25 protein-coding genes are annotated in these 19,480 nt (G+C 73.2%); 17 read left to right on the top strand and 8 right to left on the bottom strand.

What is annotated here, in order from left to right; translation table 11 throughout:
• Positions 1–85: 85 nt before the first annotated feature.
• From ACZ7JA_RS01480 to ACZ7JA_RS01465, 4 genes are read left to right on the top strand one after another with little or no spacing between them, the layout of a single operon-like run.
• Complete coding sequence (locus ACZ7JA_RS01480) at positions 86–1,015, top strand: ABC transporter ATP-binding protein (RefSeq protein ID WP_470806785.1); 930 nt, start codon at positions 86–88, stop codon at positions 1,013–1,015.
• The gene (locus ACZ7JA_RS01475; RefSeq protein WP_351662416.1) at positions 1,012–1,752 is read left to right on the top strand and encodes an ABC transporter permease; all 741 of its coding nucleotides are present in this window, start codon (positions 1,012–1,014) and stop codon (positions 1,750–1,752) included. The genes ACZ7JA_RS01480 and ACZ7JA_RS01475 overlap by 4 nt, the downstream gene beginning before the upstream one ends.
• A gap of 5 nt (positions 1,753–1,757) precedes the next feature.
• Positions 1,758–2,927 carry a sensor histidine kinase gene (locus tag ACZ7JA_RS01470; RefSeq protein WP_470807131.1) on the top strand — a complete coding sequence of 390 codons (1,170 nt, stop codon included), beginning with the start codon at positions 1,758–1,760 and terminating at the stop codon, positions 2,925–2,927.
• Between the two features lie 19 nt (positions 2,928–2,946).
• Positions 2,947–3,561: a response regulator transcription factor gene (locus ACZ7JA_RS01465; RefSeq protein WP_351662419.1), complete on the top strand. Its 615-nt coding sequence runs from the start codon at positions 2,947–2,949 to the stop codon at positions 3,559–3,561.
• Between the two features lie 22 nt (positions 3,562–3,583).
• On the opposite strand, the gene ACZ7JA_RS01460 is transcribed toward ACZ7JA_RS01465, so the two are convergent.
• Together ACZ7JA_RS01460 and ACZ7JA_RS01455 are read right to left on the bottom strand one after the other, a co-directional pair.
• Positions 3,584–4,450 (bottom strand): transglutaminase family protein, encoded by an 867-nt coding sequence (locus ACZ7JA_RS01460; RefSeq protein WP_470806783.1) that lies wholly within the window; start codon positions 4,448–4,450, stop codon positions 3,584–3,586.
• Between the two features lie 29 nt (positions 4,451–4,479).
• On the bottom strand, positions 4,480–5,532 hold the full coding sequence (locus ACZ7JA_RS01455; RefSeq protein WP_470806781.1) for a GNAT family N-acetyltransferase: 1,053 nt from the start codon (positions 5,530–5,532) through the stop codon (positions 4,480–4,482).
• A 140-nt stretch (positions 5,533–5,672) separates the two neighbouring features.
• Here ACZ7JA_RS01455 and fdxA point away from each other — a divergent pair, with 140 nt between their 5' ends.
• Positions 5,673–5,990 (top strand): ferredoxin, encoded by a 318-nt coding sequence (fdxA, locus tag ACZ7JA_RS01450; RefSeq protein WP_004926152.1) that lies wholly within the window; start codon positions 5,673–5,675, stop codon positions 5,988–5,990.
• A 123-nt stretch (positions 5,991–6,113) separates the two neighbouring features.
• Complete coding sequence (locus ACZ7JA_RS01445) at positions 6,114–7,211, top strand: bifunctional succinyldiaminopimelate transaminase/glutamate-prephenate aminotransferase (protein WP_470806779.1); 1,098 nt, start codon at positions 6,114–6,116, stop codon at positions 7,209–7,211.
• 76 nt (positions 7,212–7,287) lie between these two features.
• Here ACZ7JA_RS01445 and ACZ7JA_RS01440 read toward each other — a convergent pair whose 3' ends face one another.
• Both ACZ7JA_RS01440 and ACZ7JA_RS01435 read right to left on the bottom strand, forming a co-directional pair.
• Entirely contained in the window at positions 7,288–7,740 is a 453-nt protein-coding gene (locus ACZ7JA_RS01440; RefSeq protein WP_351662431.1) for an ATP-binding protein, read from the bottom strand.
• 278 nt (positions 7,741–8,018) lie between these two features.
• Entirely contained in the window at positions 8,019–9,017 is a 999-nt protein-coding gene (locus ACZ7JA_RS01435) for a heavy metal transporter (protein ID WP_351662433.1), read from the bottom strand.
• Between the two features lie 95 nt (positions 9,018–9,112).
• Here ACZ7JA_RS01435 and dapE point away from each other — a divergent pair, with 95 nt between their 5' ends.
• Together dapE and ACZ7JA_RS01425 are read left to right on the top strand one after the other, a co-directional pair.
• Positions 9,113–10,192 carry a succinyl-diaminopimelate desuccinylase gene (dapE, locus tag ACZ7JA_RS01430; protein WP_351662436.1) on the top strand — a complete coding sequence of 360 codons (1,080 nt, stop codon included), beginning with the start codon at positions 9,113–9,115 and terminating at the stop codon, positions 10,190–10,192.
• A gap of 104 nt (positions 10,193–10,296) precedes the next feature.
• On the top strand, positions 10,297–11,055 hold the full coding sequence (locus ACZ7JA_RS01425) for an LOG family protein (protein WP_351662438.1): 759 nt from the start codon (positions 10,297–10,299) through the stop codon (positions 11,053–11,055).
• Between the two features lie 65 nt (positions 11,056–11,120).
• Here ACZ7JA_RS01425 and folP read toward each other — a convergent pair whose 3' ends face one another.
• Complete coding sequence (folP, locus tag ACZ7JA_RS01420) at positions 11,121–11,981, bottom strand: dihydropteroate synthase (RefSeq protein ID WP_351662440.1); 861 nt, start codon at positions 11,979–11,981, stop codon at positions 11,121–11,123.
• A 137-nt stretch (positions 11,982–12,118) separates the two neighbouring features.
• Between folP and ACZ7JA_RS01415 the strand changes: the two genes are divergently transcribed.
• Together ACZ7JA_RS01415 and ACZ7JA_RS01410 are read left to right on the top strand one after the other, a co-directional pair.
• Positions 12,119–12,469 (top strand): DivIVA domain-containing protein, encoded by a 351-nt coding sequence (locus ACZ7JA_RS01415; protein ID WP_351662442.1) that lies wholly within the window; start codon positions 12,119–12,121, stop codon positions 12,467–12,469.
• Complete coding sequence (locus tag ACZ7JA_RS01410) at positions 12,466–13,071, top strand: DNA-3-methyladenine glycosylase I (protein ID WP_389446199.1); 606 nt, start codon at positions 12,466–12,468, stop codon at positions 13,069–13,071. Before ACZ7JA_RS01415 ends, ACZ7JA_RS01410 begins: the two co-directional genes overlap by 4 nt.
• 68 nt (positions 13,072–13,139) lie before the next feature.
• On the opposite strand, the gene chcB is transcribed toward ACZ7JA_RS01410, so the two are convergent.
• On the bottom strand, positions 13,140–13,943 hold the full coding sequence (chcB, locus tag ACZ7JA_RS01405) for a 2-cyclohexenylcarbonyl CoA isomerase (protein ID WP_389304040.1): 804 nt from the start codon (positions 13,941–13,943) through the stop codon (positions 13,140–13,142).
• Between the two features lie 74 nt (positions 13,944–14,017).
• Here chcB and ACZ7JA_RS01400 point away from each other — a divergent pair, with 74 nt between their 5' ends.
• Positions 14,018–14,182 carry a hypothetical protein gene (locus ACZ7JA_RS01400; RefSeq protein WP_470806777.1) on the top strand — a complete coding sequence of 55 codons (165 nt, stop codon included), beginning with the start codon at positions 14,018–14,020 and terminating at the stop codon, positions 14,180–14,182.
• A gap of 147 nt (positions 14,183–14,329) precedes the next feature.
• Positions 14,330–14,497, top strand: a complete 168-nt coding sequence (locus ACZ7JA_RS01395; RefSeq protein WP_018544333.1) for a DUF3117 domain-containing protein — start codon at positions 14,330–14,332, stop codon at positions 14,495–14,497.
• An 87-nt stretch (positions 14,498–14,584) separates the two neighbouring features.
• On the opposite strand, the gene ACZ7JA_RS01390 is transcribed toward ACZ7JA_RS01395, so the two are convergent.
• Positions 14,585–15,283, bottom strand: a complete 699-nt coding sequence (locus tag ACZ7JA_RS01390) for an O-methyltransferase (RefSeq protein ID WP_351662982.1) — start codon at positions 15,281–15,283, stop codon at positions 14,585–14,587.
• A 162-nt stretch (positions 15,284–15,445) separates the two neighbouring features.
• On the opposite strand from ACZ7JA_RS01390, the gene sigE reads away from it, so the two are divergent.
• The 4 genes from sigE to ACZ7JA_RS01370 all read left to right on the top strand — a co-directional run bounded on the left by sigE (position 15,446) and on the right by ACZ7JA_RS01370 (position 18,608).
• Positions 15,446–16,231 carry an RNA polymerase sigma factor SigE gene (gene sigE / locus ACZ7JA_RS01385; RefSeq protein ID WP_351662449.1) on the top strand — a complete coding sequence of 262 codons (786 nt, stop codon included), beginning with the start codon at positions 15,446–15,448 and terminating at the stop codon, positions 16,229–16,231.
• A complete protein-coding gene (locus ACZ7JA_RS01380) occupies positions 16,228–17,217 on the top strand; it encodes an anti-sigma factor family protein (protein WP_470806776.1) in 990 nt (329 codons plus the stop codon). Before sigE ends, ACZ7JA_RS01380 begins: the two co-directional genes overlap by 4 nt.
• Positions 17,218–17,299: 82 nt before the next feature.
• The gene (locus ACZ7JA_RS01375) at positions 17,300–17,728 is read left to right on the top strand and encodes a sec-independent translocase (protein ID WP_351662453.1); all 429 of its coding nucleotides are present in this window, start codon (positions 17,300–17,302) and stop codon (positions 17,726–17,728) included.
• 208 nt (positions 17,729–17,936) lie between these two features.
• Positions 17,937–18,608: a hypothetical protein gene (locus tag ACZ7JA_RS01370; protein WP_470806775.1), complete on the top strand. Its 672-nt coding sequence runs from the start codon at positions 17,937–17,939 to the stop codon at positions 18,606–18,608.
• Here the strand turns inward: ACZ7JA_RS01370 and ACZ7JA_RS01365 are convergent.
• A complete protein-coding gene (locus ACZ7JA_RS01365) occupies positions 18,539–18,973 on the bottom strand; it encodes a thioredoxin domain-containing protein (protein WP_470806773.1) in 435 nt (144 codons plus the stop codon). The genes ACZ7JA_RS01370 and ACZ7JA_RS01365 overlap by 70 nt on opposite strands.
• Positions 18,974–19,144: 171 nt before the next feature.
• Here ACZ7JA_RS01365 and ACZ7JA_RS01360 point away from each other — a divergent pair, with 171 nt between their 5' ends.
• Positions 19,145–19,351 carry a hypothetical protein gene (locus tag ACZ7JA_RS01360; protein WP_470806772.1) on the top strand — a complete coding sequence of 69 codons (207 nt, stop codon included), beginning with the start codon at positions 19,145–19,147 and terminating at the stop codon, positions 19,349–19,351.
• Positions 19,352–19,480 lie beyond the last annotated feature (129 nt).

The following is a 19,480-nucleotide window of genomic DNA, read 5'->3' as shown; positions in this document are numbered from 1 at the left end:
CACCGCAACCGCATGACATCTGTCATCCGGCACCGAGGACCGCCGACACTGCCGGGCCGCCGCCCCCACCGGTCAGCATGGGGACATGACAACGACAGCGGCACCGGCCACCACCACCCCGGTGGTCGGGTTCGACCAGGTGACCAAGACGTACGGGGACGTGCGGGCCGTCGACGGCCTCTCGCTCCGGCTGTACCCGGGGGAGACCGTCGCACTGCTCGGCCCGAACGGCGCCGGCAAGTCCACCACCCTCGACCTCCTGCTCGGGCTCAAGCACCCCGACGGCGGCACGGTCGGCGTGTTCGGCGCCAGCCCGCGCGAGGCCATCGTCGCCGGGCGGGTCGGGGCCATGCTGCAGAGCGGCGGGCTGATGGACGAGGTCACCGTCGCCGAACTGGTGAAGCTGGCCTGCTCCCTGCACCCGAGGCCGTACAAGGCGGCCGACGTCCTCGCCCGCGCGGGCATCGCGCAGATCGCCGACCGCAAGGTCAACAAGCTCTCCGGCGGCCAGGCCCAGCGCGTCCGCTTCGCCCTCGCCACCGCCGGCGACAGCGACCTGATCGTCCTGGACGAGCCCACCACCGGCATGGACGTCTCCGCCCGCCAGGCCTTCTGGGCCACCATGCGCGAGCAGGCCGACCAGGGCCGTACGGTCCTCTTCGCCACCCACTACCTCGAAGAGGCCGACGCCATCGCCGACCGGGTGCTGGTGCTGCACCGGGGCCGGCTCCTCGCCGACGGCACCGCGGCCGAGATCAAGGCGCGCGCCGGAGCCCGCCGGATCTCCTTCGAACTGGAGGGGACCATCGACGAGGCGGCCCTGCGCGGGCTTCCGTTCCTCACGTCCTTCGACGTCTCGGGGCAGACCGTCCGCATCCAGTCGTCCGACGCCGACGCGACCGTCCACGGCCTGTACGGCCTCGGTGTCTACCCCCGCAACCTGGAGGTCGCCGGGCTCGGCCTGGAGCAGGCCTTCGTCGCCATCACGGAGGCCGAGGAGGCCAGGCAGTCATGAACTCGCTGATCAGACTGGAGCTGACCCGCTCCCTGCGGAACAAGAAGTTCCTGTTCTTCTCGGTGCTCTACCCCTCGTTCATCTACCTGATCTTCTCCAGCAGCGCCGGCTCCGGCGAGAAGGTCGGCGCGACCGGCCTGACCGTCGCCACCTACCTGATGGTCTCCATGGCGTCCTTCGGCGCCCTGACCGCCGTCCTCATGGGCAACAGCGAGCGCATCGCCAAGGAGCGCGAGAGCGGCTGGGTGCGGCAGCTCCGGCTGACCCCGCTGCCCGGTCGCGGCTACGTCCTCGCCAAGACCGCGAGCGCGGCCGTGGTGAGCCTGCCGTCCATCATCGTGGTGTTCCTCGTCGCCGCCGCCTTCAAGGACGTGCGCCTGGACGCCTGGCAGTGGCTGGCCCTCACCGGGGTCATCTGGGCGGGCAGCCTGGTCTTCGCGGCGCTCGGCGTCGCCATCGGCTACCTCGCCTCCGGGGACGCGGTCCGCCCGATCACGATGATCGTCTACTTCGGCCTGTCCATCCTCGGCGGCCTGTGGATGCCCTCCACCACCTTCCCGCGGATCCTGCAGGACATCGCCGAGTGGCTGCCGACGCACGCGTACGCTGCACTGGGGCGGGCGATCGAACAGAGCGAGGCCCCGCACACGACGGACATCGCCGTCCTCGCCGTCTACTTCGTCCTCTTCGCGGGCGGCGCGGCCTGGCTGTACCGGAAGGACACGCTGAAGGCGTGAGTGCCATGACGACCGAGGACCGACCGCACGGACCGCGCGGCCCGCGCGGGACGGGGCTGGGGCAGACGCCCCGCAACCGGCGGGAGCTGCTGCGCAAGCTCGTCTGGGTCGGCGTCTGGCTGGTCTTCATGAGCTCGCCGGTCCACGACCTGGCCGCCGGCCACCACACGCCCGCCGGCACCGCGGCCGGCTGGCTCGGCCTGACCGTGTTCGCCGGTGTCTACCTGCTGCTGGTCTTCCGGAACATGGGGCGGCCGATGCGCCGCCCCCTGGTCGCCGGCCTCATCGTCGTCCTCTGCCTGCTGGCCGTCGTGCTGTGCCTCACGCTCGGCGCCGCCTGGCTCGGCCTGTTCTGCTACGTCTCCGTCGCCTGCGGGGCGGCCCTGCCGCTCCGGGCGGCCTACTGGGCGGTCCCGGCGACCGGCGCGGTGATGATGCTGGTCGGCCTGGCCACCGACCTGGAGACGGCCTGGAACCTGGTGCTGGTGGTGGTGCTCATCGGATTCGCGATGACCGGCGTCGTCCAGCTCATCCGCACCACGGTCGAGCTGCGCGAGGCCCGGGCCACCGTCGCCCATCTCGCCGCCAACGAGGAGCGGTTGAGGCTCGCCCGGGACCTGCACGACCTCCTCGGCCACTCGCTGTCCCTGATCACGCTGAAGAGCGAGCTGGCCGGCCGGATGCTGCCCGGGCACCCCGACAAGGCGGCCCAGCAGGTCGCCGACATCGAACAGGTCAGCCGCCAGGCCCTGGTGGACGTCCGGGAGGCCGTCACCGGGTACCGGCGCCCCCGGCTGTCCGCCGAGCTGGCCGGCGCCCAGGTCGCGCTGACCGCGGCCGGGGTGAGCGCCGTGCTGCCCGCCGAGCCGGACCTCGCCGGCGCCGGGGAGGACAGCGAGGCGGCGCTCGCCTGGGCGCTGCGCGAGGCGGTCACCAACGTGGTCCGGCACAGCGGCGCCCGCCGCTGCGTCGTCCAGCTCCTGCACCGCCAGACCCTGGACGGCCCGATGCTCGAACTCTCCGTGGAGGACGACGGGTCCGGCGGCTCCGGCGGCGACCGGGGCAACGGCCTGACCGGCCTGACGGAGCGGCTGGAGAAGGCCGGCGGGATGCTGGAGGCCGGGCGTGCCCGGCAGGGCTTCCGGCTGGTCGCCCGTGTGCCGCTGACGCCCTGAGGGCACGTAGGATCCGGGCATGAGCAGCCCGATCAAGGTCCTCCTCGCCGAGGACCAGTCGATGGTCCGTGAGGCGCTGGCCGCCCTGCTCGGCCTTGAGGACGACATCGAGGTCGTCGCCCAGGTGGCGCGCGGCGACGAGGTGCAGGCGGCCGTCGGCGCGCACGGCGTGGACGTGGCCCTGCTCGACATCGAGATGCCCGGCTGCACCGGCATCGAGGCGGCGGCCCGGGTGCGCCGGGAGTTCCCCGACGTGAAACTCGTCGTGCTCACCACCTTCGGCCGCCCCGGCTACCTGCGCAGCGCGATGGAGGCCGGCGCCGACGCCTTCCTGGTCAAGGACGCGCCGGCCGCCCAACTCGCCGCCGCGGTGCGCAAGGTGCTCGCCGGGGAACGGGTCATCGACCCCACGCTGGCCGCCGCCGCCCTCGCGGAGGGCGCCAACCCCCTCACCGACCGCGAACGCGAGATCCTGCGCGCGGCGGCCGACGGATCCACCAACGCGGAACTCGCGGCGGCCCTGCACCTGTCCCAGGGCACGGTCCGCAACTACCTCTCCACGGCCATCCAGAAACTCGCGGTCCGCAACCGGGCGGAGGCGGTCCGCACGGCCCGTGAGAAGGGCTGGCTCTGAGACCCGGGCCGGGCCCGGCCTCCTAGTTGAGCATCGCCCGGGCGGTCCGGGCCTGGCGGCGCACCCGGTCGGCGGCCGGTTCGTCGACCACCTCGATCAGATGCGCGTACGCGTCCAGCTCCGTGGCGCCCTCCTCGAACTGGCCCCGCTGCACCAGCAGCTGACCGCGCTCGTAGCGCAGCCGGGCCGGATGCGCGGGCAGCAGCAGGCTCAGCTCCACCGCCCACAGCGCGACGTCCGACCGCTCGGGACGGGCGGAGGCCCACGCCCGGATGTTGTTGAGGATGCGCTGCACGACCTCCAGCGGGGGCGCGGGCTCCAGCATCGACGGCTGCAACGGCGCCCCGGTCGCCCCGGCCACCAGCAGCTCGGCGTCCGTACCGGTCAGCACCCGCCCGCCGTCGAACGGATCGGCCAGCACCTGCTCCCGCGCCGTCCCGAACCCGACCACGAAGTGCCCCGGAAGCGCGACCCCGTACACCGGCGCCCCGGCCCGCCGGGCGACCTCCAGCCACACCACCGACAGCAGGATCGGCAGCCCGCGCCGCCGCCGCAGCACCTCGTGCAGCAGCGAGGACTCCAGCCGCTGGTAGTCGGCGGGGACGCCGTGGAACGCCTCGCCCTCGCCCAGGAGCCGGCACACCGCCTCCGCCCACGCCCGCGGCCCGCCCGGCCGGTACGGCAGCCGCCCGGCCAGCCCGTCCAGCTCCTGCTGGGCCGCGTCGATCCCGTCCTCGCCCAGCGAGCCGTCCGCCTCCGCGCCGATCAGCAGGCACAGCGCCGACAGGTCCGGCCGCTCGGACCGGGCCTCGGCGCCGAACCGCCGCCGCAGCTCCGCCGACCGCTCCGGCGGGGGCGGGTACGGGGGCGGGAGTCGAGGGTGCCGCATGTCTGGGTCATGCCCTCCCACGGCGATCGCTACGGCCCTCCGGCGCCACCGGTGTCCGGCAGGCGGTAGTGGTGGTACGCGTGGTGGGGTGCGAGGCCCAGCCGGGCGTACAGCCCCCGGGCCCCCTCGTTGTCGCTCTCCACCTGCAGCCAGGCCGCCGAGGCGCCCTCGTCCAGGGCCCGCCGGGCCAGCGCGGCCATCACCTCGGTGGCGAGACCCTGCCGGCGGCGGGCGGGATCGACTTCCACCGCGGCGAACCCGGCCCAGCGTCCGTCCACCACGCACCGTCCGATGGCCGCCGGAGCCTCGCCGGCGGCGCCGGGCACGGTCGCGAACCACACCGAGGGGCCTTCCCCGCTCCCGGCCCCGCCCGGGCGGGAGGACCCCGACCCCAGCACCCGCAGGGCCGCCTCGCTCACCCCCTTGCGCTGGTACCGGGCGAGCCACGCCTCGTCCGCCTCCCGGGACAGCGCCACCCCGGCTCCCTCCGCGGCGTCCGCGAGCGGCGCCAGCGCCCCGGTCCACAGCTCGGCGGTCACCTCGCGCACCCAGCCGCGCCGCTCCAGCTCCGCGCACAGCAGCTCCTGCGTGCCCTCGGCGCCGGTGGCGGTCTGCACGTAGGCGGGCAGGCCCCGCTCGCCGTACCAGCGCCGCACGGCCTCCAGGGCGGCGTCGAGGCCGAGCCCCGGTTCGCCGAGCGGCAGCACGCTGTTGGCGCGCCGGGTGAACCCCTGGGCCGCGCGCAGCTCCCACTCGCCCAGCCGCTCGCTCTCCACCGGCCGCCACGCCCGGGCGGCGACCCGGGCCAGCTCCGCGTAGGTGGCGGAGGGGCCCCGGCGGCGGGCCGGTGCGGCCGGGATCACCTTGCCCGCGACCAGCGCGGACTCCGCGAACCGGACGTTCCGCCCGTCCCGCGATGTGATCATGAGCACGCCGTCGTCCCATGATGTGAGAACACCGACCGTGTCGGTGAACTTCTCCGGCCCCGTCCCGGGCTCGCTCAAACGCCGTACCGAGACGCGTTTTCCCACGTCAGCAGCGGTGATGCGGACCTCGAGGCGTCCGTGCGCCGAGATTTCCACTGGTCAGTTCACCCCTCCTGTTCGGATCTTGCCCCAGAACGGAGATACTAGGGGCGGGCATCGACGACGCCGCGCTCCCGCGCGCCAGGCGGCGGAGCCTACGGAGGCCCGCCAGCGCCCTATCGAGGAGGAACGACAGCGTGACCTACGTCATCGCGCAGCCTTGTGTCGACGTGAAGGACAAGGCGTGCATCGAGGAGTGCCCGGTCGACTGCATCTACGAGGGCCAGCGGTCCTTGTACATCCACCCGGACGAATGCGTCGACTGTGGTGCCTGTGAGCCGGTCTGCCCGGTTGAGGCGATCTTCTACGAGGACGACACTCCGGAGGAGTGGAAGGACTACTACAAGGCGAACGTCGAGTTCTTCGACGAGCTGGGTTCCCCCGGCGGGGCCAGCAAGCTGGGCCTGATCGAGCGGGACCACCCCTTCATCGCCGCGCTGCCGCCGCAGGCCTAGTGACCCGCTGGGCGGCGGCCCAGCGGCCCGCAGCGCGCCGCCCCGGTCCCGTACGGCCGATCACCTCGATCAGCGCCGTACGGGACCGTGGCGTTCTCCGAAGCAGAAAGTGAGCCAGCACCCGTGTCCGCAGTCTCCGACCGGCTCCCGGCCTTCCCCTGGGACAAGCTGGAGCCGTACAAGAAGACGGCCGCGGCCCACCCCGGCGGCATCGTCGACCTGTCCGTCGGCACGCCGGTCGACCCGGTCCCCGAACTGATCCAGAAGGCGCTGGTCGACGCGGCCGACTCGCCGGGCTACCCGACGGTCTGGGGCACCCCGGCGCTGCGCGACGCGATCACCGGCTGGCTGGAGCGCCGGCTGGGCGCGCGGGACGTCACCCACCGGCACGTCCTGCCGATCGTCGGCTCCAAGGAACTGGTGGCCTGGCTCCCCACCCAGCTCGGCCTGGGCCCGGGCGACAAGGTCGCGTACCCGCGTCTGGCCTATCCGACGTACGAGGTCGGCGCCCGCCTGGCCCGCGCCGGGTACGAGGTCTACGACGACCCGTGCGACCTGGACCCGGCGAACCTCCGGCTGCTGTGGCTCAACTCCCCGTCGAACCCGACCGGCAAGGTCCTGTCCAAGGGCGAGCTGACGGAGATCGTCGCCTGGGCCCGCGCCCACGGCGTGCTCCTGGTCTCCGACGAGTGCTACCTGGAGCTGGGCTGGGAGGCCGACCCGGTGTCGGTCCTGCACCCGGACGTCAACGGCGGCTCCTACGACGGCATCGTGGCCGTCCACTCGCTCTCCAAGCGGTCCAACCTGGCCGGCTACCGCGCCGCGTTCGTCGCGGGCGACCCGGCCGTGCTGGGCCCGCTGCTGGAGATCCGCAAGCACGGCGGCATGATGACCTCGGCGCCGACGCAGGCCGCGGTGGTGGCGGCGCTGGGCGACGACGAGCACGTGCGCGTCCAGCGCGAGCGCTACGCCGCCCGCCGCGCGCTGCTGCGCGAGGCCCTGCTCGGCCACGGCTTCCGCATCGAGCACAGCGAGGCCAGCCTCTACCTGTGGGCGACCCGCGACGAGTCCTGCTGGGACACCGTCGCCCATCTGGCCGGCCTGGGCATCCTGGTCGCGCCCGGCGACTTCTACGGCGAGGCCGGCGACCGGTTCGTGCGCGTGGCCCTCACCGCGACGGACGAGCGGGTGCGCGCGGCCGTGGAGCGCCTGGCGGTTTAGGCCGTCACCGCACACGCGAACGGGGTCCGGGAGCGTTTCCCGGACCCCGTCGGCCGTGCGCCGGTGACGGCGGAGCTCAGCCGCCGAGCGGGAGCTGCGCGGCCGGCAGGGACGACGTCGGCAGCCCGCCCTGGGTCAGCGAGCCTGTGGACAGCCCGCCCGCCGCACCGGTCGCGGTGCGCCCGATGACGCCGCCGGCCGCCCGGGCCGCGTTCCCGGCCGCGTCCTTCGCCGCGGGCGCCGCCTTCTTCACGGTGCCGGCGCCGGTCCTGGCCACGGACGGGCCCGCCTTCTTGACCGCCTTGCCGCCCGTGTTGCCGGCGATGCCGGTGACGTGCTGCGTCGCACCGTCGACGGTGCTGCCGACGTTGGCCGCGCTGTCCAGCGCGGTCAGGCCGCCCAGCTCCGGGGTGGCCACCGGCTGGTTCGTGGCCGCGCCGGCAGAGCCGGCCGCACCGACCCCGGCGGCCGCTCCCGCTGCGACGAGCAGCGCGGCACGGGCGATCCGGCGGGTCAGGGGGAGGGACATGATGCTCCATTCGACGGGAGGAACGGTGGTGAGCCCGGGCCGGGCCCGGACGCCGTGCTTACCGCTCGAGGCCGATGAAGGTTGCGGACGCCGAAGGTAAAGAATGCGCAACGCATCGCATTATCGTTTGTGGATAAAAACGGGCAAAGGTGGCCCCTCGGGGGTGGTGCAGAAACCTTACGGCCCTTGAATCCCAAGGGCCGTCGAAGAGCCGTCCGCCCCCGGCCGCGGACGCGCCCGCCGCGCGGCCGCGCAACCCGGCCGGGGGAGTCCCCGTACTACTGTCCGGCCACGATCCGGACCGACCCCGCGGACTTCTCCGCACCGCCGGCGCCGTCCGCGCCGACCCGGTGCCAGGTGCCGCCGCCGTCCCGCGCGGTCCACTCCCGGTCCGCGTAGGACACCCGCTGGATGTGCAGCGCCGAGGAGTTGGCCACCGCCCAGTGCGCCAGCTGCCAGCCCCGCTCGCGCTCCCGCTCGCCCGTCGCGCCCGCGGCCCCCCGCGCGCTCTCGGACACCGGCACGGTCACCGTCCGCCCGTGCGCGGTCGCCGTCACGCTCGGCGACGGCGACGGCGAGGGCACCGGCGTACCGCCCACCACGGCGTTCGTCTCCTGTAGCGCGTCCCGCCCGAAGTCCCGTACCAGCGCCGCCCGTACCGCGTCCGGGCCCGTCGCCCGCGCGGTGCGCTCCGGGCGGCCGGCGCACGTCAGCGAGGCCGCCGCGCGGCCGGTCAGCGCGGCCGCCAGCAGCTCGGCGTCCGGCTCGTGCTTGGCGTACGCCTCCGGGTAGCCGCTGCGCTGCACCCGCTGCGCGGCCACCGTCAGCGGCAGGCCGGCGTAGTCCGGCACCTTGGCCAGGTGGGCGTAGAAGATGCCCGCCGCGTAGGCCGGGTCCATGATCTGCCGCTCGGTGCCCCAGCCCTGCGAGGGCCGCTGCTGGAACAGGCCGATGGAGTCGCGGTCGCCGTGTTCGAGGTTGCGCAGGCCCGACTCCTGGAGGGCGGTCGCCAGCGCGATGGTTATGGCCCGCTCCGGCATGTTCCGCCCGGTGCCCACGGCGGCGATCGTCGCCGCGTTCACCGCCTGCTCGGGCGTGAACTCGTACGACGGCCCGTCGTCGCCGGCGGCGACCACCCTGCAGCCGCGGGCGCCCGGACCGCCGGTGACGTACTGCACCACGAGGTAGGCGGCGACGCCGCACAGGACCAACAGCGCGGCGCCGAAACGCAGGAGGCGGCCGCGACGCTTGGGACGGGTGGGGGACGGCTCTGGCACGCGTACAAGGTACTGGAGGCCCTACCGCCCCGGGCGGCGGGTTCCGCACAGCGCGGCGCGGACCCGTCCCGAGGCCATGGCCTAGGGTCGGGACCATGGCCGACACCTCGCTTGACCTCACGCTGGACGCCGCCGAGCTCACCGCCCGGCTCGTGGACTTCCCGTCCGAGAGCGGCACCGAGAAGCCCCTCGCGGACGCCATCGAGGCCGCCCTGCGCGCCCTTCCGCACCTGACGGTCGACCGCCACGGCAACAACGTGATCGCGCGCACCGATCTGGGCCGCGCGGAGCGGGTCGTGCTGGCCGGCCACATCGACACCGTTCCCATCGCCGACAACGTGCCGTCCCGGCTCGACGAGGACGGCGTGCTGTGGGGCTGCGGCACCTGCGACATGAAGTCGGGCGTGGCGGTGCAGTTGCGCATCGCGGCGACGGTCCCCGCCCCCAACCGCGACCTGACCTTCGTCTTCTACGACAACGAGGAGGTCGCCGCCGAGCTCAACGGCCTGCGGCACGTCGCCGAGGCCCACCCGGACTGGCTGCGCGGCGACTTCGCGGTCCTGCTGGAGCCCTCCGACGCCCAGGTCGAGGGCGGCTGCCAGGGCACGCTGCGGGTGCTGCTGAAGACCCGGGGCGAGCGGGCTCACTCGGCGCGCGGCTGGATGGGCTCCAACGCCATCCACGCGGCCGCCCCGATCCTGGCCCGGCTCGCCTCCTACGAGCCGCGGTGGCCGGTCATCGACGGCCTGGAGTACCGGGAGGGCCTCAACGCCGTGGGGATATCCGGGGGAGTGGCGGGCAACGTCATCCCCGACGAGTGCGTGGTGACGGTCAACTTCCGCTACGCCCCCGACCGCACCGAGGAGGAGGCGGTCGAGCACGTCCGCGAGGTGTTCGCGGACTGCGGGGTGGAGGAGTTCGTGATCGACGACCACAGCCCCGGCGCGCTGCCCGGCCTCTCCCACCCGGCCGCCGCGGCCTTCATCGAGGCGGTGGGCGGCACCCCGCAGCCCAAATACGGCTGGACGGACGTCTCCCGCTTCTCCTCGCTCGGCGTGCCCGCCGTCAACTACGGCCCCGGCAACCCGCACCTGGCACACAAGCGGGACGAGCGGGTAGAAGTGGCCAAGATCCTCGCGGGCGAGGAGCGGCTGCGGTCCTGGCTCACCGCGTAGCGGGGGCCACCGGGCGCCGCACGCCGGACATGCTCACGTCCCCCGTCCGAAACCCGCGTGGATCTAGGCTGGGGCCGTACTACCCGCAAGCGGAGGGAGCGCACATGGCGACCGGCAACCCCCTGGGGAAGAAGCAGCCGCCGGACGAGCAGCGGCTCGGACCGGTCCTCCGACGGCGGGACAAGGTGACGGCCAGCACGACCGACCAGCGGCTGCTGGACGAGCGCGCCCCCGCCGACTGGGTCCACACCGACCCCTGGCGGGTGCTGCGGATCCAGTCGGAGTTCGTCGAGGGCTTCGGCACGCTGGCCGAACTCCCGCCCGCGATCAGCGTGTTCGGCTCCGCCCGGACACCGGTGGACTCCGCGGAGTACGACGCGGGCGTGCGGCTCGGCCGCGGGCTGGTCGAGGCCGGCTGGGCGGTGATCACCGGCGGCGGCCCGGGCGCCATGGAGGCGGCCAACAAGGGCGCCTGCGAGGCCGGCGGCACCTCGGTCGGGCTGGGCATCGAGCTGCCCTTCGAGCAGGGACTGAACCCCTACGTCGACATCGGCCTGAACTTCCGCTACTTCTTCGTCCGCAAGATGATGTTCGTCAAGTACGCGCAGGGCTTCGTGGTGCTGCCGGGCGGCCTGGGCACCCTGGACGAGTTCTTCGAGGCCCTCACGCTGGTCCAGACCCAGAAGGTGACCCGCTTCCCGATCGTGCTGTTCGGCACCGAGTACTGGGGCGGGCTGGTGTCCTGGCTGAAGAACACGCTGGTGGCCCAGGGGAAGGCGACCGAGAAGGACCTGCTGCTGTTCCACGTGACCGACGAGGTCGAGGAAGCGGTGGCGCTGGTGTCCAAGGAGGCGGGGCGCTAGGCGCTGTGCCGGGGAGTGGCCGGGGCCGGGGCTGAGCCCCGGCCCCGCTTGCGCTCCGCCCTCGGCTACGCCAGGCCGCGGCGGGCCACCGCAGGGGGGCGGTGGCCGGCGATGGACGCGACCATGTCCAGCACCTGGCGGGTCTCGGCGACCTCGTGCACGCGGTACACCTGCGCCCCCAACCACGCCGACACCGCGGTCGTCGCCAGCGTGCCGATCAGCCGTTCCTTCACCGGCCGGTCCAGCGTCTCGCCCACGAAGTCCTTGTTGGACAGCGACACCAGCACGGGCCACCCCGTGGCGACCATCTCGTCCAGCCGCCGCGTCGCCTCCAGGCTGTGCCGCGTGTTCTTGCCGAAGTCGTGTCCGGGATCGATCAGCACCGACTCGCGGGGCACCCCGAGGGCGACGGCGCGCTCCGCCAGCCCCAGGGTCACCTCCAGGACGTCGGCCACGACGTCGTCATAGGCCACCCGGTGCGGGCGGGTCCGGGGCTCGGCCCCGCCCGCGTGCGTGCACACCAGCCCCGCGCCGTGCCGCGCGGCGACCTCCGCGAGGGCGGGGTCGACGCCGCCCCACGCGTCGTTCAGCAGGTCCGCGCCCGCCTCGCACACCGCCTCGCCGACCTCGGCCCGCCAGGTGTCCACGCTGATGACCACGTCGGGGAAGCGGCGGCGTACCTCGGCGACGAAGCCCACCGTCCGGCGTGCCTCCTCCTCGGCCGTGACCTCCTCGCCCGGCCCCGCCTTCACCCCGCCGATGTCGACGATCGCGGCGCCCTCGGCCACCGCCCGCTCCACACGGGCGAGGGCCGCCTCGTCCTGGAAGGTGGCCCCCTGGTCGTAGAAGGAGTCCGGGGTCCGGTTCACGATCGCCATGATCACGGGCTCGTGCGGCCCGAATTCCCGCTTCCCCAGCCTGAGCATCCCCTGTGACCTCTCCTCGTACGTGCCTCGGTACAGCCGCCTGCGACCCTAACCGCCCCGCTCGCATGGCACGATCGGAGCCTGACAGATTCGTCTTCCGGCACAGCGTCCGGTACCGAGCGTGGGGACCCCTGGCGATGCTGATGTTCTTGTTCCTGGTCGTCGCCCTGGCCGTCGTGGTGGCCGCGGTGACACTCGCCGTGGTCAGCGGCGGCGAGCGCGGCCCGTTGCCGGAGGCCGCCCCGGAGCGGCTGCGGGACCCCCTGCCCCCGGACCGCCCGGTCGGCGGCCAGGACGTGGAGAACCTGCGCTTCCCGCTCGCGCCGCGCGGCTACCGCATGTCCGACGTGGACGACGCCCTCGGCCGGCTCGCCGCCGAACTCGCCGAGCGGGACGCCCGGATCGCCGACCTGGAGTCCGCGCTGGCCGGCGCCCGCGCCGCCGCGCACACCCGGCTGGACAAGCCGGGCCAGGGGGACCAGCGATGACCGCCGGAGCCGCCCTGGCCGGGCCCGACGGCAGGGCACGCTGCCCGTGGGCCCTGTCCGCCGAGGACTACGTCTCGTACCACGACGAGGAGTGGGGCCGGCCGGTCCACGGCGACGACGCCCTCTTCGAGCGGGTCAGCCTGGAGGCCTTCCAGTCGGGCCTCTCCTGGATCACGATCCTGCGCCGCCGCCCGGGCTTCCGCGCCGCGTTCGCGGGCTTCCACATCGAGAAGGTCGCCGCGTTCACGGACGAGGACCGCGCGCGGCTGCTGGCCGACCCGGGCATCATCCGCAACCGCGCCAAGATCGACGCGACGCTCTCCAACGCGCGCGTGCTCGCCGGCTGGGCCGAGGGCGAGCTGGACGAGCTGATCTGGTCGCACGCCCCCGACCCGGCGGGCCGCCCGGTGCCGCGGACCCTGGCCGACGTCGCCGCCGTCACCCCCGAGTCCACGGCCCTGTCCAAGGCGCTGAAGAGGCGGGGCCTGAAGTTCGTCGGCCCCACGACGGCGTACGCGCTGATGCAGGCCTGCGGCCTGGTCGACGACCACCTGGAGGGGTGCGTCAGCCGCACCTCTCCGGTGGTCCGGCCGCTCGGTTAGGTCGTGTCCGCGAAGTCGCGTCGTTCGCCCGTGACGCATACGCGACTTTGCGGACCCGGCCTAGCGGGTCAGCGGCCCAGGTACTTCGGCTTCTCCTTGTTCACGAAGGCCTGGACCGCGATCGCGTGGTCCTCGGAGCTGCCCGCGCGGGTCTGCAGCTCGTCCTCCTTGTCCAGGGTCTCGGCGAGGGAGTGCGTCAGGCCGTAGGCCACCGCCTCCTTGATCGCCGAGTACGCCACCGTCGGGCCCTCGGCCAGGGCCCGGGCCACCTTCTCGGCCTCGGTCCGCAGCTCGGCGGCCGGCACCAGCCGGTTGGCGATGCCCAGCTCCAGGGCCTCCTGCGCGCTGATGTTGCGCGGGAAGAGCAGCAGGTCGGTGGCGCGGCCCGGGCCGACCACCCGGGGCAGCGTCCAGGAGATGCCCGAGTCGGCGGTGAGCGCGACGCCGGCGAACGAGGTGTTGAAGGCCGCGGTGTCGGCCACCACCCGGTAGTCGGCGGCCAGCGCGAAGCCGAAGCCGGCCCCGGCGGCGACCCCGTTCACCGCGGCGACCACCGGCTTCGCCGCCGCGGTCAGCGCCCGCACGATCGGGTTGTAGTGCTCCCGGACCGTGGTCATCGTCTGCCCGGACCCGGTCTCGCGGTCCGTCATCAGCAGCCCGATGTGCTCCTTGAGGTCCTGGCCCACGCAGAACGCCCGGTCCCCGGCCGCGGTCAGCAGGATCGCCCGCACGGCGTCGTCCCCGGCCGCGGATTCCGCCGCCTCCCGGAGGGCGACCTTGGTCGCGACGTTCAGCGCGTTCATCGCCTCCGGGCGGTTCAGCGTGATCGTCGCGAGTCCGTCGGTCACCTCGTAGAGAACGGTGTCGGCCATGGGGCATCTCCTCCGGTGAGAAGTGGTGAGAAGTGGTGACGTACCGCTCAGTACGCCACGGTCCGAAGGACAGCATGGCGGACTTCGCCGCCCGGGCGCTCTGCCGGAGGTGTGACCTGCGTCAAACAAAAAGCGGGCGGCGCCGCTCGCGGCAGGTCCGTGCGGTGGCGAAGTATCGCAGCCACATCGCCGAATTGGGTGGTTTTGCTCGCGCGCGTTGCGCAAGCGATGCCGACTGATGTTGGTCATCGGGTCCTGCGATGCGGGATAATGGCCTGGAAGCAATGTGTTCGATGCCGGTGTCGCGTGTCCGGTACTAGGACCGCGGGGTGCCCTTCGTGGGGCTTCGGCAGACGATGAGCCTGGTTTCAGGAAGGGGAACGAGCATGGCGGCCATGAAGCCGCGGACGGGTGATGGCCCGCTCGAGGTGACCAAGGAGGGGCGGGGCATCGTCATGCGCGTTCCGCTCGAAGGCGGCGGTCGACTCGTCGTCGAGCTGACCCCTGACGAGGCCGAGGCGCTCGGCGACGCCCTCAAGAAGGTCGTCGTCTGACGAGCCGGCGATCCTGTCCTTCCGTCCGCCCCGGCATCGTATGCGGTGCCGGGGCGGACGTGCGTCCGGACCCCCCGGGCGCCCGTCTCACCGCTTGACGGCGCAGAGCAGTCCGTCGCCCACCGGCAGCAGCGACGTCACCAGCTCCTGGCTCTCCCGCACCGTGCGCAGCAGCTCACGCAGCCGCAGCACCTCCGAGGGCTGCGGTCCCGAGTCGACGGTGCGGCCGTTGGCGAAGATCCCCTCGAAGACCACCAGGCCGCCCGGGCGCAGCAGGCGCAACGATTCAGCTAGGTAGTCCGAGTACTCCTGCCGGTCCCCGTCGCAGAAGACGAGGTCGTAGCCGGCGTCCGCGAGCCGGGGCAGCACGTCCAGCGCGCGGCCCGGGATGAACCGGGCCCGGTTGCTGGCGAAGCCGCAGGCCCGGAAGGCCTGCCGGGCGAACTGCTGGTGCTCCGGCTCCGGGTCGACCGTGGTGAGCACCCCGTCCGGGCGCATGCCGTGCAGCAGGTGGATCCCGGACACCCCGCAGCCGGTGCCGATCTCCGCGACCGCCTTCGCGTCCACGGAGGCGGCGAGCAGGCGGAGCGCGGCACCCGTGCCGGGCGACACCGAGCGCAGCCCTGCCTCGCGGGCCCGGTCGCGGGCCCAGCGCAGGGCTTCGTCCTCGGCGACATAGGCGTCGGCGAACGCCCAGCTAGTCTGCCGGTTGGCGGTAATGACGCTCTCCTGTCCCCGTGGGTGCCTGGGCGTGACTGTATCCGTTGGCGTCGGGAACCCGCAGATGGGACCGCGCGTTTACAGGGTTGAGACGAAGGGCCCGGACGCGATGGGGGGCGAGCGGTGGATCGGGACGCCGAGCACATGCTGACGCAGCCGTATGAGCCGTATCAGCCCAGATCAATTTCTCGTAAAACCGCTTATCCGGTCCTAACGGGCGAGGTGGCTATGGTAGGGGCTCCACTGGACACCACCAGAGCTGACAGGGGAGGTGCGGCTGCGCCTGTTGACCGGAGAAGGACGCTGAGGCGTCTTCTCGGGGCGGCGGGGAAGCCGAAATCCGTGACCGACACTGCTGCTGACCACAGCCGGACCGCCGGCACCGCCGGCGCCGCCCAGACCGCGACCTTCTCCACCGACGCGGACGGGCAGGCGTGGACTCCGCCCACCTGGGAGGAGATCGTCAGCACGCACAGCGGCCGGGTCTACCGCCTGGCCTACCGCCTCACGGGCAACCAGCACGACGCCGAGGACCTCACCCAGGAGGTCTTCGTCCGTGTCTTCCGCTCCCTGTCGACGTACTCGCCGGGCACCTTCGAGGGCTGGCTGCACCGCATCACCACCAACCTGTTCCTGGACATGGTCCGGCGCAAGCAGCGCATCCGCTTCGACGCCCTCGGCGAGGACGCGGCCGAGCGCCTGCCCAGCAAGGAGCCGACCCCGCAGCAGGTCTTCAACGACGCGCACTTCGACGCCGACGTGCAGCAGGCGCTGGACACCCTCGCGCCCGAGTTCCGCGCCGCGGTCGTGCTCTGCGACATCGAGGGACTGTCGTACGAGGAGATCGCCGCGACCCTCGGCGTGAAGCTCGGCACGGTCCGCTCCCGCATCCACCGCGGCCGCTCCCAGCTCCGCAAGGCCCTCGCCCACCGGTCGCCCGAGGCCCGCAAGGCCGAGCGGCGCTCCTTCGTGGCCCGTGTCCCCGCTCTGGGGGGAGGGGGCGCGACCGCGTGAACGGATCCCGTCCGAAACCCGCTCAGCCGCACCTCGCCGAGCAGCACCTGGGAGACCGCCTCTCCGCCCTGGTGGACGGGGAGCTGGGTCATGAGTCGCGCGAGCGCGTCCTCGCCCACCTGGCCACCTGCGCCCGGTGCAAGGCGGAGGCGGACGTCCAGCGCCGGCTGAAGAACGTGTTCGCCGAGGCGGCCCCGCCGCCCCCCTCCGAGAGCTTCCTGGCCCGTCTCCAGGGCCTTCCCGGCGGAGGCGACCTCGACGGCGGCGGCACGCCGGCGCCCGGGGGAGGCTTCCCCGTGCGCGGCTCCGACACCGGCGTCTTCGGCGTGCGGCGCGAGGAGCGCTTCGAGTTCGGCTACGTGCCGGCCCACGCCGCGGCCCCCGCCTCCGAGCAGCGCGGCTTCCGCATGCATCCCGTCGGCCGCGACGCCGACCGCTCCGCCTCGCGCGGACTGCGGTTCGCGGCGGCCGCCGCCGGGGCGGTGTCGCTGGCCGCGGTCGCGCTCGGCGGCGTCACCACCGCCATCCCCGGCGACCTGGCCGCGGACGCCCGCGGCGGCTCCGGCACCGGCAACGTGGTCCCGGCCCGCTCGGCGGGCGCGGGCGCGGGTGCCGGCGCGGTCACGCCGGACACGCAGCGCCGCCGTGCCGTGGGTCCGCTGCTCGCCCAGGGCGGCAGCCCGCTCGGCCCGGGTCCGGCGGCGCCGACCTCCCTGTCCGCCCCGCTGCTGCCCGGCGCCCAGCCGCCCCTCGCGGGGCAGGTCCAGGACGTCATGCGCGATCTGACGGCGCCCGTGATGGCCGGCGCCGCCGCGGTCTCCCCGCTGATACGCCCGCTGGACGACATCACGCCGCTGCCCCTGACGTCGTGGCCCGCGACGCCCCGGGTGAACGGTCCGGTCCCGCTGAACGCCCCCGTTCCCGACACGCCCTCGGCCTCCGTCACCCCCTCGGCCGTCTCCGAGCCGTCCTCCGGACGGAACTGACCCAAGTCTCACCACCGGGCGGTACCCGTCCGACAGGTGGGCCGGGTACCGTTGAGCGACCGAGGATCGCAAGGAGCGTCAGGTGTTCAATGACATAGGACCACTCGAGCTGGTGACCATCATTGTTCTCGCCGTGCTCGTCTTCGGTCCGGACAAGCTCCCCAAGGTCATCCAGGACGTCATGCGGACGATCCGGAAGATCCGCGAGTTCTCGGAGAGCGCCAAGCAGGACATCCGCACCGAACTCGGCCCGGAGTTCAAGGACTTCGAGTTCGAGGACCTCAACCCCAAGAACTTCATCCGCAAGCAGCTGGACAACGAGGACCTGGGGCTGAAGGAGATCCGCAACGGCTTCGACCTGAAGAAGGAGATGGCCGAGGTCACCGACGCGGTGCACAGCCGCGACGGCCAGGGCTCGTCCTCCTCGTCGGGCGGGCGGATCGACATGGCCAAGAAGCCCGAGGAGCCCGGCAAGGGCGCCCCTCCGCCGTTCGACGCGGACGCCACCTGATCCTAACCGGGCCGGAGTGACGCACTTCACAGCCCGTTCACGTCGCACAGGACCCCGGTGGGCCGTCCGCGCGACCCACGCGCCGGGCGGTTTCCCTGCTGCCCTCACCGGTGTGGATATGCTGCCGAGTTGTTGTGCGGACCGGACGAGTACGCCCGAAGGGGGGCGGGCCTCCCGGTCCGACGAGAGCGAGGAGGCGTCCGGGCAGATGGAGACGACAAGTCGGGTGGGCGCAGACGCGCCGGCCGCGGAGGGCGGGCAACCGGCCCCCTCCGCCCCGCGCACCATCGACGGGTACCTGCGGGCGCCCTTCCCCTGGTACGGCCTCGACGAGGCCTTCACGGGGCCGCGCTGGCTGATGCAGGTCGGTACGGCGGCCGACGGCGCCGTGGAGCACGGTTCGATCGGGCACGGCGACGAGCCCTCCGTGCGCAACGAGCACATGGCCGCGGCTGCGGACGAGCCGCGCGAGAAGTTCGCGGTCGTCGTCACCGTGGCCGCGAACCCGTCCCGCCGCAGCGCCGACGGCACGGGACTGCTGGAGGCGACGTCGGTCTCCTCGGCGGCCTGGCTCGCGGGCGTGGGGCTGCTGTCCTTCACCTGGCCCGGGCAGATGGACCACACCCTGCGCGACGACTGGCTGGACCAGCAGACCGAGACCGCCTGGGCGCTGGCCGACGACCTCGGGGGACCGGAGTGGTCCGGACTCTCGCTGCCGGTCGACGGGGTGCCCGTGCCCTTCTACTACCGGGAGTCCGAGTTCGGCTGGGTGCTGGCCGGCACCACCGGGTCCGGCGTGCACGTCGGCGCCTACGGGCGGGGCATGAGCGCGTACGGACTCGGCTTCGCGATCGTCAAGGACGTCGCCGCGTACGCCTGAGGATCCGGTCGGCGTGCGCCCGGGGAACCGGCCGCGTACGCCCGACGGACCCCGCGCACGGCAAAGGGGCGCCAGTACCTCCCGGCGCCCCTTCGTCCCGGGCCGTGCGGCCGCGGGAACGCTCGGAACTTTGGCGCCGTCTCCGGGTGGTCGTCGATGTTGAGCTTACCCACGGTGAGCCTGCCCTCGTACGCCGAGGCGATGTCGTCCAGCATCAGAGAAATCATCTTGCACGGTCCACAGGCAGCCCAGAAGTCGACCAACACTGGACCGGCCCAGGAGGGCCGAGAACGCAGCAGAGAGCCACGCGTCCCCCCCCGCGTGCCCGAAGAGGGGGTGCCCGACGGGGAACGGCGGGGAGTCATGGCAATCAGTGCGGAAACGCACAGGTCAGCGTCTCGCCAGCTCAGCCCGGATCCGCGTACGCGATCTTCCAAACTGGTGCTCCAGGAACGGGCCGGCGAGCTTGACCGGGTCGTTAAGCCTCCACCGCCCGCGCGGTACAGTGCCGCTCCTCATAGATGGAGAGGGCGAGCATGGACAACCCGTTCAGGGATGGCGGACCGGTGGAGAAGGCGATGCCCTATCTGAGCCTCATCGTCTCCGCGATCCTCTTGGCAGCGGGGGTGAAGATGCACCGTGAGGGAGCATCTCTGTTCTGGCCGCTCGCTGCCGGGCTCCTGATGCTGCCCGCCTGTCACGCGATCTACCGGCGGATGCGTTCCCAACGCGACCGCGCCTAGAGTGACGTGCGTGCGGCGGCTGACACCAGTGGCTGACACCAACAAGCGCGAACCGCAGCGGACGAAGCCGGACCTCAGTGAACGATCGGTCGATGCGCAGGGCTAGTTGGTTGACGTGGCCGACCCCTG

It is taken from the genome of Streptomyces sp. NPDC038135, from assembly GCF_055601245.1.
Note: the sequence above shows the minus strand (reverse complement) of the source record. Positions and strands in the feature narration are given on the sequence as shown.

What these genes read in the sequence shown, in the direction of transcription:
- ACZ7JA_RS01480 (WP_470806785.1), top strand. Translation starts at nt 86, where the DNA reads ATGACAACGACAGCGGCACCGGCCACCACCACCCCGGTGGTCGGGTTC.
- ACZ7JA_RS01475 (WP_351662416.1), top strand. Translation starts at nt 1,012, where the DNA reads ATGAACTCGCTGATCAGACTGGAGCTGACCCGCTCCCTGCGGAACAAG.
- ACZ7JA_RS01470 (WP_470807131.1), top strand. Translation starts at nt 1,758, where the DNA reads ATGACGACCGAGGACCGACCGCACGGACCGCGCGGCCCGCGCGGGACG.
- ACZ7JA_RS01465 (WP_351662419.1), top strand. Translation starts at nt 2,947, where the DNA reads ATGAGCAGCCCGATCAAGGTCCTCCTCGCCGAGGACCAGTCGATGGTC.
- ACZ7JA_RS01460 (WP_470806783.1), bottom strand. Translation starts at nt 4,450, where the DNA reads ATGCGGCACCCTCGACTCCCGCCCCCGTACCCGCCCCCGCCGGAGCGG.
- ACZ7JA_RS01440 (WP_351662431.1), bottom strand. Translation starts at nt 7,740, where the DNA reads ATGTCCCTCCCCCTGACCCGCCGGATCGCCCGTGCCGCGCTGCTCGTC.
- dapE (WP_351662436.1), top strand. Translation starts at nt 9,113, where the DNA reads ATGGCCGACACCTCGCTTGACCTCACGCTGGACGCCGCCGAGCTCACC.
- ACZ7JA_RS01425 (WP_351662438.1), top strand. Translation starts at nt 10,297, where the DNA reads ATGGCGACCGGCAACCCCCTGGGGAAGAAGCAGCCGCCGGACGAGCAG.
- folP (WP_351662440.1), bottom strand. Translation starts at nt 11,981, where the DNA reads ATGCTCAGGCTGGGGAAGCGGGAATTCGGGCCGCACGAGCCCGTGATC.
- ACZ7JA_RS01415 (WP_351662442.1), top strand. Translation starts at nt 12,119, where the DNA reads ATGCTGATGTTCTTGTTCCTGGTCGTCGCCCTGGCCGTCGTGGTGGCC.
- ACZ7JA_RS01410 (WP_389446199.1), top strand. Translation starts at nt 12,466, where the DNA reads ATGACCGCCGGAGCCGCCCTGGCCGGGCCCGACGGCAGGGCACGCTGC.
- chcB (WP_389304040.1), bottom strand. Translation starts at nt 13,943, where the DNA reads ATGGCCGACACCGTTCTCTACGAGGTGACCGACGGACTCGCGACGATC.
- ACZ7JA_RS01400 (WP_470806777.1), top strand. Translation starts at nt 14,018, where the DNA reads ATGGCGGACTTCGCCGCCCGGGCGCTCTGCCGGAGGTGTGACCTGCGT.
- ACZ7JA_RS01395 (WP_018544333.1), top strand. Translation starts at nt 14,330, where the DNA reads ATGGCGGCCATGAAGCCGCGGACGGGTGATGGCCCGCTCGAGGTGACC.
- sigE (WP_351662449.1), top strand. Translation starts at nt 15,446, where the DNA reads ATGGTAGGGGCTCCACTGGACACCACCAGAGCTGACAGGGGAGGTGCG.
- ACZ7JA_RS01370 (WP_470806775.1), top strand. Translation starts at nt 17,937, where the DNA reads ATGGAGACGACAAGTCGGGTGGGCGCAGACGCGCCGGCCGCGGAGGGC.
- ACZ7JA_RS01365 (WP_470806773.1), bottom strand. Translation starts at nt 18,973, where the DNA reads ATGACTCCCCGCCGTTCCCCGTCGGGCACCCCCTCTTCGGGCACGCGG.
- ACZ7JA_RS01360 (WP_470806772.1), top strand. Translation starts at nt 19,145, where the DNA reads ATGGACAACCCGTTCAGGGATGGCGGACCGGTGGAGAAGGCGATGCCC.